Here is an 11,599-nt window from a genome sequence, read left to right on the forward strand (position 1 = left end):
CTTTGATAAAATGAACGACAAACCTCGCCCTTCAGGGCGGGGAGGAGGTCGCATCGCCCTGGGCGATCAGGAGAGTAATTCCTCCACGGTCCTCCTATAAACCTTGATGGAATTCAAGTAATCGCTTATGTGAACATACTCCTCGCCTGAGTGAGAGAAGGAGCCGTCGCCGGGCCCGTAGGCAACCATATTGCTCGTGAGCGATATTAATTCATTCATGTCGCTCGTGCCCCACTTCCTTGCCAGTATGGGCCTCCTCTTAAGCACCGATATAATGGATCTAGCGACTGCGCGGGAAGCTGGATTAGCCACATTAACCTCAACTGGTTCAGTGCATTTACTCATTGAAATGGAGNCTCCGCTCCCTAATCCTAGTTTACTCAATGCCTGGCTTAATTCGCTGCAGGACTTGCCGGGCGGTATCCTCACATCTATAACTAGCTCGCACTTACTGGGAATAGCGTTGCCCGCGTCCCCGCAATTAATCATGGTGGGCGTCGCCAAGTAATCCTCGTACCTAGCGCCAACTCCAAGGGTCTCGGATAAGCTCCTGTACGCATCCATGGCTATCAGTATAGCATTGGAATCAAAGTCCGGATTAGAGGCATGGCCGCCCCGCGTCCTCACCTCTACGCGTAATCGAGTGCTGCCCCTATACTTAGTTACTATCCTATCGATGCCCGTGGGTTCACCTATTATTATGAATGATGGAGGAGGCAATGATTTATCATTAATTAGGAAGAGCGTGCCCCCACTATCGCCCTCCTCCTGCACCACCGCCGTTAATATCAGCGTGCCCCTAGCTATGTTGCTCTCCAGGAAGGCGAATGCCATCGCCATTAGGGGAGCCTTATCATCGCTTGCGCCTCTCCCCATTAATTTATCCCCCCTAATTGTTACCTCCATGAAGCCAGGCACAGTATCCATATGAGCGTGAAGCCAGAGAACAGGTGAGCCGCTGCCTCGTGTCGCTATCACGTTGCCGGCCCCATCCATGTACGGGGATGCACCCATGCTGGACAATAGGTCGAGCAGGTACTTCCCCATCTCATTCTCGTGGCCCGTGGGCGAGTATATCTCGAGGGCCTCCCTCAATGCCTTGATTTTCCCATCATCATTAATCATTCTCCCCTCCTCGCATTCAGCATTAATAGCTCCACTATTTTCCTCGCCACATTAATGCCCGTGACCCGCATGACGTTCTTGAATTCCGGCACAACATTGACCTCCAGCACCTTATAACCGTTCCCTGACTCCACTATATCCACGCCGGCGTATACTGCATCAATGGCATTAGTTGAGCGGATGCTTAATTCCTCCAGTTCAGGATCCAACCTAGCCGCTTCGGCCCTGCCTCCCCTAGCCGTGTTGGTGCGCCAATCATTGCCCGGCGAGTACCTATATATGGCTGCCACCGCCTCGCCTCCAACCACCGTGACTCTTATGTCTCTTCCCGGCTTCTCTATGAATTCCTGGAGAATAAATGCGCCCCCCTCCTCGGCTCTATGCCTAATTAATAGGCTTAGGTCCCGGGGATCCTTGGCTAGGCCAACCATTCTGCCCCATGACCCCTGGACAGGCTTAATGATGAGGGGATAACTTAATTCCAATTCCCTAGAGGCAATGCCTGGGTGCGCAANTATTGAGCGAGGTATGGGCACATTAAGCCTAGATAGCGCGGCCATGGTTGCCGCCTTATTGTTACCCATGATTATGGAGCGAAGCGAGNTAATGGAGCGATTACCTACGGCCTCANTTAATTGAGCCACCAGCTGCGTTTTATGTTGGCTAATTGTCCTGGGGAAAGCCAGGCCCCGTTGGGCGCTGCCCGGGAACATGAATAAGTAATTATCTATATTGATCAGCTTGTACGATGCGTTGATGTAATTTAATTCCCTAATCAGTAGTTTCTCGTCTTGCCGAATAATGTCATGAAAGAAAAGTATTGTTTCAATGAGAATCACCTACTCGCCCCAATCCTCCTCCTCGACATTTATCAGCTTTAATTGTATTGAATTATTTTGTATCACTACTTGATACTTCTGTCCACAGGATGGACAGGAGGTTAATTCGCCATCCAATGCATCGTCAGGAATGGGCACGTCCCCACCACATACCTGGCACGCAATGTTGGTCGGCATCTCTATATATTCCCGCCGTTATTATTTAAATATTGCGTAGCAATTGCCAATGATATATATGGGCATCCATTATATATGGTCAATAAATATGCGTGCCTGCGCCGCTTATAGCCGAGGATATCGGCGNCTCCCTGAGTCCACTAGATATTATGACCCTAACGCCGCCGCTGCCGAGCTGCATAGCCATGCGGAGCTTCCTCCTCATTCCGCCGCTTACCTCCCCAATAGAGAGGAGAGAGTCATTCCCTGGATCAACTCTGGGAAGCGGGGAACCATTAATTAACACTCCATCCACATCAGTTAAAATAATTGAGTAATCGGGCCTCATCCGTGATGAGATCGCCTCAAGCACTTGATCGCTATCCACATTCAATGGATCCCCCGTGTCGCCATCCATGGCTATCGGAGCAATCAGGGGAACAATGCCGCCGCCCATCAATGATTTCAATAAATCCGCGTTTATCGACGATATTTTGCCTGTGTAGCCGCCATCAATGACCCGCTGCCGCCCCCTCTCATCCACCATAATCAACTTATCCTTCCTCCTAGCCAGAAGTAAAGCGCCATCAATCCCACTTAACCCCATTGCATTAACCCCGACTCGCTGAAGCTTGGAGGCGAGCTCCTTATTTATCCTCATCATGGCCATCACGTAAACCCCAAGAGTCTCCAGATCAGTGTAGCGGCTCACCACGCCGCTGGGGCTAGTGATGAATCGCGGAGTTAACCCCATCCTATTCATTAATTCATTGACTAGGAAGCCACCGCCATGAATCAGGATCAATGAGTGGCCGGCCCTAATTAATTCAGGTAACTCCTTAACCACGGCATCCATGTCTCTACGTATCACGGAGCCCCCTATTTTCACCACTATAAACATTGCACGCCTATATTTATCCCACCATAAAAAATATTGCGTCTCTAAAGAGACAGAAACATAACTGACCTCCTCCCCGCCTTTAGGGCGAGGGTTCCCCGAGGTCTAGAGGGTTACGCCCCTTTAATGGGCGCTACTCGATTATGATCCACGATAAACGACAAAGGCCTCTTTATTGCTGAGATCACTATGCCGGTAGCCTTCTTCAAGATATTTAAAGCACCATTCAAGTCACTGTGCAGTTTATGACCTTTAGGGCAATTAACTACGCCTCTCGGCCCCCTCTCGACTTGAACGCCATGATAAGCACAGATACGTGAGGTATTATACTCAATGACCTCAAACACCCTCATACCGTATTCTTGGGCCTTCAACTCAATGATATTCATCAACTCACGATAAGACCACATGTTCACCGTGAACTTATTACCCTTTCTCTTGGGCGATGTTGAAGGGATACCCCAAGTAGATGGTTGAGACGCCTCGCTCATGTAACTCCCTCATTAGGTGGGAGGCGAAGTTCCTATATAGGTGAAGAAGCCTCCTGGCTAATTTCCTGTGCAACCTCCTCCCCTCCCTATTAAGCTCATGATACGCCTCATACTCCTCTAGGTTCTTCATCTTGTCTGACAAGGATTGTGCCTCAGCTATCTTGTTTTGTAGGTAGAAGTAGTCCTCCTTAGTTCTAACCCCCTTATAAAGAAGCCAAGAACCATCATCGATCACCACGCTCGCCAAGACATTGATGCCTAGATCTAAGTTAAATCACCAAAGGGGGGCAAAATGGCTTCAATGAATGCTCTTTCTTTCGCCGCGAAGGATATGCTTGCTCCTCCTTCCCGTTTTGGTTTCCTCAACGCCCACCTCCACGGGGATTGAGGCATACCAAGCATTTCCAACCTCATCATAGTATATCTCCAGCCTACCTTGCTTGCCGTGCCACCTTAATCTACCCGTAAAATTGATTTCTAGGCCGAAGTCCTTGAGAATGATGTGATTCTGTTCATCCACGACATACCTATCTTGTCTCACGACTAGGAGGAGTTTCCTCCCTCCAGTCTCCCCATCCTTCCAATAACTTGGCGGCGAAACGCGGTTCATGTGGGGTGGTAGTTTGTTTTCCTTCCTCAACCTCAATAGGGAGAAGAATGAGTTCCATGCCTCATTATTCTTCTGCATGACTGCTTGCGCGTTAACCCCTAGTTCTTCCTTATACTTCTCGTAGCATTTGCCCCAAGTCCCCTCGAAGTCCACTTTTTCACCGCGGAAGAATTGCTGCCTCCTCTCATAATTAACCTCGTTAAACAACTTGGCCGAGGTGTCGGCTAGCCTCCTCAGCTTCCTTTCTTGGAAGCCATTTGGTAGGAGGCGAACCACGTTAGTAGTCCTTCTATTCTTGAATTCGATTTCTTTGATGTCCTCTCCCGGTATTGCGGGGGAAGTCGGCCCCCGCCCCCCACTCTCTAAAAATTGACCGGGGGAAGACATCCTAAAGAGGGATAGTAAGAGGCTTTTAAACCTTACCCCGCCCCTAAAGGGGCGAGGTTTGTTGTTCGTTTTATAACCACAACTAGAAGCGCAAGAAGATGAAATAAACATTTTTACCTATCTTTGTTTATAATTATTTTGTTTCTTCTTCCTCTTTCCTCTCCGTCTCCAACTTAAGCCTTGGTCTCAGGCTTGGCCCCTCGTACTTGGCCACGGATATTTCCTCAAGCGATATTCCCTTGGTCTCCGGAGTGAAGAATATGGTGAATACGAAGGCTGCCGCAGTTATTGCCGCAAGGAACTCGAAGAACGTTAATTTCCCTAGGGTTAATGCTATGTATGGGAACTCGAATGCGCTGAAGAATGACACTAGCCTAGTTATTGCCGTGGCGCCGCCCATTGAGGTGGATCTAAGCTTCGTGGGGAATAATTCTATGGCGTAGAGACCCATGGTGTTCCCGGGACCCAGGTTCCCCATGCCGTACCAAAGTATTAATCCTATTGTTCCTATAACCATGGCCACTAAGCCGCCTATTAAGGCGCCAAGCGCCACGAGAACCATTCCCAGCGTGGCGAAGCCGAAGCCGAGCAATTGCAGGAGGCGGCGGCCCCACCTATCATTTAGGAATGCGGCGCCCATTGCGCCCAATGCGCCCGGTATATATAGCAGGGCCGACATTAATATGGAGGAGGCGCCCGTGAAGCCGAGCATTGATATTATAGATGGAGCGTAAAGGCCGAATCCATAGGATCCAATATCATAGAGGATCCACTGCACCCAAACCACCGCCGTTCTCTTGAGGTACTCGCCCCTGAATAGCTCCAGGAAGGATCCGGGCCTCACGTGTGATAATTTCCTGTTCTCGGTATCCACAAGCTTATCTATATCCTCCTCACGCATGCCAGTGGCGTGTGATAAATTCTTGGCCTCTGCTATGGCCTCCTCATTAGGCTTCACCGCGACTCTCCAGCGGCTTGATTCCGGCATGCGGCTCCTCATCACTATCGTGATTAAGGCAATGACTGCGCCTATTCCTAATGCCCACCTCCAGCCATATATCGGGTCAATCAAGTAGAAGATGTAGCCAAGCATGAATGCTATGAATGCGCCCACGCTCCAGAACGTGTAGACCCAGCCGTATCCCATGCCCCTCTTTCCAGTGGGATACATCTCCGTGGCGTAGACGGGGCTCAGTGCGTAGTCGGCGCCAACTCCCCACCCAACGAAGAACCTGTAAATAATCATTTGAATTATGTTGGTGGATACAGCGCTGAGGGCGGCGAATACCACGAAGAAGATCAAGTCAAACGTGTATAGGTACCTCCTGCCCAATCTGTCAGAGAAGTGCCCGAAGATCAATGCCCCGAACATTGCGCCAAGCAACGCTGCTCCAGTAACGAAGGCCAACTCAAAGCTATTGTACTGGAAGAACTTGAACTTTATTAGCGAGAATGTGAAGACGCTTATTACGCTGAGGTCATAACCATCTAGCAGGTACCCAAGCGCGGAAACCACGGTATACGTGGCTCTACTGGGGTAGTGAGTCTGATTACTCATACGGTTCACGGGGAAAATAGGGGAAAATACATGCTTATAAGTATTGTCTTTTTACCATACAAACATTATATATATCTATATAAGGCCTAAAAAATAGGTATTTTCATGATTCATTATTTGACAAGGCCCAAGGAGTCTCCCGGGCCCAACCCATGGCTCTCGCCACGGCCGCCTTCCAGGCCCCATATAATTGCTCCCTCTCAGTGAGCGGCATTCTTGGAATGAACACGGCCTCGGGCCTCCATAGCCCAGCCACATCGCTTAAGTCCCTCCATAGCCCAGCCGCTAATCCAGCGAGGTACGCGGCGCCAAGCGAAGTCGTCTCCGTGTTGATGGGCCTCACCACTCTTAGGCCAGTTATATCGGCTTGGAACTGCATCAATAAGTTATTCCTGGAGGCACCCCCATCAACCCTTAATTCATCCCCATTAATTCCAGCCACGGATCTAAATGACTCAAGAACATCCCTCGCCATGTACGCCACGGCCTCCAGCGCGGCCCTAGCCAAGTACCTCGCGTCGCTGCTCCTCGTTAATCCAATTATGGTTCCCCTCGCGTATTGATCCCAGTATGGCGCCCCTAAACCGCTTAGCGCCGGCACGAAGTAGACTCCCCCATTCCCGCTCACCTGCCCCGCTAACTCCTCCACTTCACGGATCGACTTAGCGATGCCTGCATCAATAACCCAACGAATCGCTGCTCCCCCGATCAATATGCTTCCCTCCAATGCATACAAGGCTGATCCCCGCTGAGTGGAGTAGAAGATCGTGGATAGTAATCCATTCTTAGGCTCCATGATGTCCTCCCCAGTATTCATTAAAATGAATGTGCCGGTTCCATATGTTGCCTTAATGCTTCCCCGCCTAAATCCAGCTTGCCCAAATAAAGCGGCTTGTTGATCGCCCACCATCCCTGTGACAGGCACCTCGGCTCCAATTAACTTAGTCACATCGGGCCCCGTGTATCCAAACAAGTAATGACTGCTGGGCAAGGGGAGAGGCAGTGAATCCGAATAAATTGATCCCATGACCTCGAGCAGCTCGGGATCCCAATCAAGCAGGCGTATATTGAACAACATAGTCCTGGAGGCATTGCTGTAATCCGTGACGTGCGCGCCGCCCCTCGCATTAATTAATTCCCTGCCGCCCCTCGTCAAGTTCCACGTTATCCATGAATCGATTGTCCCAAACAATGCCTCGCCCCTCCGCGCCTTATCACGTAGCCCAGGCACGTTGCTCAGCAGCCACTGTATCTTTGGTCCACTAAAGTATGAGTCCGGCACTAGCCCCGTCTTACTGATTATATCATTGCGAGGCAGCGACTCAACTAGGCTAGTCGTGCGCTTATCCTGCCAAACTATCGCGTTGTGAAGCGGTAATCCTGTTATGGGGCTCCAGGCCACTATTGTTTCCCTTTGATTCGTGACGCCTATCGCGGCTAATTGCTTGGGATCTATTCCGCTGTTCGTAATTGCTTCCTTGATCGTTATCTTAACGTTGCTCCAGATCTCCAGGGGATCATGCTCAACCCATGAAGGCCGCGGATATATTTGGGAATGCTCCCTACTGCTCCACCCAATCATGTTCCCCCCAGAATCTATTATGCTGGCCCTTGTACTGCTTGTTCCCTGGTCAATCACTAATACGTGGCTCCCCACGCCCATAGGCGTGGAATCCCTGAATTATAAATCTGGAGCCTTAAGGACTATGATCGGCGAGATTCCTTGAACTAAGTAACTAACTTATGTATTCAAGGCCGATCCTTCCAAGTGAAGATAATGTTTCTATTCCTTGATGGCATTCTAATATTGATTAAATCCAGGGACTGAATCTTCTTTATGTCAATAGAAATGTTCTCGTATTTACTTTATATCCCTATATGGTCTCCCACGCGGGACTGTGCACAGAAGGGTGGAAACGATAAGGATGTGATAAAACGAACGGCAAACCTCGCCCCTTCTAGGGCGGGGAGGAGGTCAATTAGCTTGTTTTTAGGAATATAGATGCAACGAGTGCCAGCAGCATCATGGTTGATACTATCGTTATGGAAATGAATTGATGCGTGGGAAACATTGAGCCGAGGAGCGACGGTATGAACGTGACGCCTAGGTTAGTGGCTACGCTGTACATTGATGTGGCGAGGCCGGCCCTGGCCGGGTCCTTAACGTAGCTTGTAACTGATGCGAGCGCCATTGACCAGAACGCGTTGCCGACGAAGCCGAATATGAAGAATAGAATTGAGAGGAGCAGCACTTGGGCCGTGTATGCCAGGTAGTAGCTAAGCAATGCGGCTGATGCGAGGGAGAGGAGGCTAGTCAGCACTAGGCCTAGNCTCACCTTATTTATGTACTCAAAGAGCGTNGGNAGAATTATTGCGCCCAGGGCTGAGCCGAGGAANGNCAAGCCCCCGAACTCGCCGCCATACGTTAACGCATNGCTTATGGGTAAGCCATTATGGGCAAGCATCGTGCTTGCTATTGAGCTGAACATGACTGATAAGGAGGCNACCGTGAATCCAATGTACCAATTCTTCAGCATACCCACCTGGAACACGCCTCTTAATGATCTGCTGTACTTGGCCGGGTAATTCCTTGAACCCATGATCATCCATGCAAGGGCAATTATGGATAATGCGCCGGAGACGTATAGAGAGCCGCGTAGTCCCCAGGCCAGGAACATGTGGGGACCCAGGAGGGAGCCCATAGCCATCCCGAGGAAGAGGATGCCAACGCTTGCCCCCACTATTGTGTGGCTCCGCTCGCTGTAGACCGCCTGGGCCACGGCCCCTATTGGGGCTAGGGATAATGGATAAGCCGCTGCCGCCACTGTTTGTAGCAGTAGGAACGAGGAGTAATCGCCGGCAAAGGCCCTACCCATTAATCCAATCATTGAGAGTGCGGCTGATGTGATTAGGACTCGCCGTATTGTTAGCCTAGCCGATAACCAGCCCGCCAATATGCCTAGAATAACCATCGTTAAGCCGTACTCGGAGATCATGAATATGACGGCGCCTATGCTTATGTTGAATATGGATGATAGTGCTGGGACAAGGGGGGCCAGGAGGAACCATCCAAACCCTATTGTGAACAGGAGGAACCAGAGGGGCAATAATTGGGTTATCCTCATCGAAGCAATGCCCAGGCATTTAGTTTTAAGTTATTGCGCGATGCCCAATATTTAATACATAAATACTGGTCACCAGAGCATTGTGAAATGAGAAGCGAAGCAAGTAATCTAGATGCCGTAATCATAGGGGGTGGAATCAATGGATTATTCACTGCACTGGATTTATCGCTGCGCGGATTCAGCGTCGCACTACTGGAGCGAGGGGCAATTGGGGGCGGCACCAGCGATAGAATGCATGGCCTCCTACACAGTGGGGCTAGGTACGCTGTCTCCGATCCCAAGGCGGCCATGGAGTGCATAAGGGAGAATGAGACCCTCAGCAAAATAGCGCCTAGCCACGTCATAAATACCGGGGGGCTCTTCGTTGCGATAAGCGAGGAGGACCTTAATTATGTGGATGAATTCACTAGGGCCCTCAGGGCGACCGGCATTAATTATAGGGAGGAGAACGTGGGCGAGGTGCTGAGGGAGGAGCCCTTCCTATCCCCCCAAGCCAAGCTAGTGATAAGCGTTCCCGATAAGGTGGTTAAGGCTAGGGAACTCATGAGTGGCGTGGCCATGGCTGCCCATGATGAGGGCGCATTGATAATTCAGGACGCGGAGGTAATCGGCATCAACGTGGTCGGCGACGCCGTGACTGAACTAGTTGTGAGGGATAACGTGCGCGGGGAAACCAAGAGGATTGGGGCTAGGATCGTGATTAATGCCGCGGGTCCATGGGCTTCCCGCATTGCATCTATGGCCGGCATAAGCGTCGACGTGATGGCAACCATGGGCGTCATGGTCGTGTACGAGAGGCTCCTCAATCATAGAGTAATAAATAGGTTGAGGCCCCCCAGCGATGGGGATATAGTTCTACCATATGGCGCCCGTTCAATAGCTGGAACAACGGCGCTCATAGTGGAGGACCCCGATAATGTTGAGATAAGCGATGAGGATGTGGGCCTAATAACTAGGGAGGCGGCGGCCATGATTCCGGCCATCGCGAGAACCAAGGTTCTTAGATCATATGCGGCGGTGAGGCCATTAATCAAGATGAAGGGCGTCGATGCACGGGAAGCAACGAGGGACTTCGCCGTGGTGAGGCATGAGAGCCCCAGCAACATGGTGTCCATAATAGGCGGGAAATTCACGACGGGTAGATTAGTGGGGGAAATGGTGGGCGACGTGGTTGCCGGCATGCTTGGGTCAAGCAAGCCATCAAGAACCAAGGAGTATAAGTTACCCAGCGATCCCTACGCTTATGCCGAGAAGGCATCCCCCTTCATTAGGTCAACGATTAGGGCCTTGGCCAATAGCCTCGATGACGAGTACGGAAGAATAGCGGCATACGCATCCATACTGAGCGAGTACTCGCGCGAGGGGCGGGCCCGATTAGGGTGGTGATGCGCATGCCAAGCACATTGAGGTACAGCGGCTCATTTAACGTGAGCAAGCCGATAAATGAGGTCAGGAAATTCCTCGTCGACCTGGAGCGGGTTGCTCCATGTATACCAAACGTGGTTTCCTACTCGGTGGAGGGCGGGAAGGCAAAGGTAGTGTTCAGGGTTGAGTTGGGGGATGAGGTGCCCATAGCCGAGCTTAGGCGAGTCACAGCTAACACGGAGATACAGGTAATGCCGCTCGAGTCAAGCATTAGGTACTTGATAAAGGGGAGGGCGGTTGGAAGCAACTTGGGAATAACCCTTGACCTATCCGTGAGGCAGGCGGGGGACTCATCGATAATTGATTGGGCGGCTGAGGCCGAGTTGGGGCGATTATTCTCAATGATGGCTCGATTCGTGGACATGGATTCCATGATTAAGAGAATAGCGCAGGACACCATTAACGGCATAGTTAAGTGCGTGGATGGAAAAACTTAATCCTTGATCAATTATGAAGATAATCCCAATCATCATTATGATAATGATGGCGGCGATCACCTCAATTGCCGCCGCTCAATCCAATTGCTTCATCTCCATTAATGACAATCAATTAAGCCTATTGATCGGGCCAAGCAATGCGAGTTACCTTCTTAGGTTAATCAACTCAGCCAATTCATCGATATACGTGGAGGCCTATGAGTTCACTTATTGGCCCCTCGCCAATGAATTGATCAATGCATCGAGGCGCGGCGTTGAAGTAATGATAGTCCTCTCGGGGAACGTGTATGGCGGCGTGCCGAGCAGTGAGGACGCCATAATTAATGAGCTTAATTCATCGGGGGCCAGGGTTCGCTTCATGTATGGCTATGATTTCACGCACTCAAAGGTCTTCATAATAGATAATGAGACGGCGGTGCTGGGCAGCATTAATCCCACTTACTACGGCTTAACGAGGGACCTCGGGATTGATGTGGTGATACATAACTCCACGGTTGCTCATGAGCTCGCCAACATTATAATCGAGGATTATGAGGGGAAACCGATCG

The 11,599-nt window shown here is 50.6% G+C and carries 9 protein-coding genes and 2 pseudogenes; 3 read left to right on the forward strand and 8 right to left on the reverse strand.

What is annotated here, in order from left to right:
* Positions 1 to 66: 66 nt before the first annotated feature.
* From AT710_00410 to AT710_00445, 8 genes and pseudogenes are all read right to left on the reverse strand, one after another.
* Complete coding sequence (locus AT710_00410; protein KUO93330.1) at positions 67 to 1,125, reverse strand: acetyl-lysine deacetylase; 1,059 nt, start codon at positions 1,123 to 1,125, stop codon at positions 67 to 69.
* Positions 1,122 to 1,964, reverse strand: coding sequence for a lysine biosynthesis enzyme LysX (locus AT710_00415; GenBank protein ID KUO93331.1), 843 nt, complete (start codon positions 1,962 to 1,964; stop codon positions 1,122 to 1,124). Before AT710_00415 ends, AT710_00410 begins: the two co-directional genes overlap by 4 nt.
* A complete protein-coding gene (locus AT710_00420) occupies positions 1,965 to 2,141 on the reverse strand; it encodes a lysine biosynthesis protein (protein KUO93332.1) in 177 nt (58 codons plus the stop codon).
* A gap of 79 nt (positions 2,142 to 2,220) precedes the next feature.
* Positions 2,221 to 3,021 carry an acetylglutamate kinase gene (locus tag AT710_00425; protein ID KUO93333.1) on the reverse strand — a complete coding sequence of 267 codons (801 nt, stop codon included), beginning with the start codon at positions 3,019 to 3,021 and terminating at the stop codon, positions 2,221 to 2,223.
* Between the two features lie 110 nt (positions 3,022 to 3,131).
* Positions 3,132 to 4,506: pseudogene (locus AT710_00430) on the reverse strand (transposase).
* A gap of 133 nt (positions 4,507 to 4,639) precedes the next feature.
* A complete protein-coding gene (locus tag AT710_00435) occupies positions 4,640 to 6,064 on the reverse strand; it encodes a sugar transporter (GenBank protein KUO93334.1) in 1,425 nt (474 codons plus the stop codon).
* Between the two features lie 103 nt (positions 6,065 to 6,167).
* Positions 6,168 to 7,727 carry a glycerol kinase gene (locus AT710_00440; GenBank protein ID KUO93335.1) on the reverse strand — a complete coding sequence of 520 codons (1,560 nt, stop codon included), beginning with the start codon at positions 7,725 to 7,727 and terminating at the stop codon, positions 6,168 to 6,170.
* Between the two features lie 316 nt (positions 7,728 to 8,043).
* Positions 8,044 to 9,189 (reverse strand): MFS transporter, encoded by a 1,146-nt coding sequence (locus AT710_00445; GenBank protein ID KUO93336.1) that lies wholly within the window; start codon positions 9,187 to 9,189, stop codon positions 8,044 to 8,046.
* Positions 9,190 to 9,276: 87 nt separating this feature from the next.
* On the opposite strand from AT710_00445, the gene AT710_00450 reads away from it, so the two are divergent.
* The 3 genes and pseudogenes from AT710_00450 (at position 9,277) to AT710_00460 (ending at position 11,599) form a co-directional block, all read left to right on the forward strand.
* Positions 9,277 to 10,575 (forward strand): FAD-dependent oxidoreductase, encoded by a 1,299-nt coding sequence (locus tag AT710_00450; protein ID KUO93337.1) that lies wholly within the window; start codon positions 9,277 to 9,279, stop codon positions 10,573 to 10,575.
* 5 nt (positions 10,576 to 10,580) lie between these two features.
* Positions 10,581 to 11,051 carry a carbon monoxide dehydrogenase gene (locus AT710_00455; protein KUO93347.1) on the forward strand — a complete coding sequence of 157 codons (471 nt, stop codon included), beginning with the start codon at positions 10,581 to 10,583 and terminating at the stop codon, positions 11,049 to 11,051.
* 13 nt (positions 11,052 to 11,064) lie between these two features.
* A pseudogene (locus AT710_00460) lies at positions 11,065 to 11,599 on the forward strand.

It is taken from the genome of Thermocladium sp. ECH_B (assembly GCA_001516585.1).
In the GTDB taxonomy this organism is placed as follows: domain Archaea; phylum Thermoproteota; class Thermoprotei; order Thermoproteales; family Thermocladiaceae; genus Thermocladium.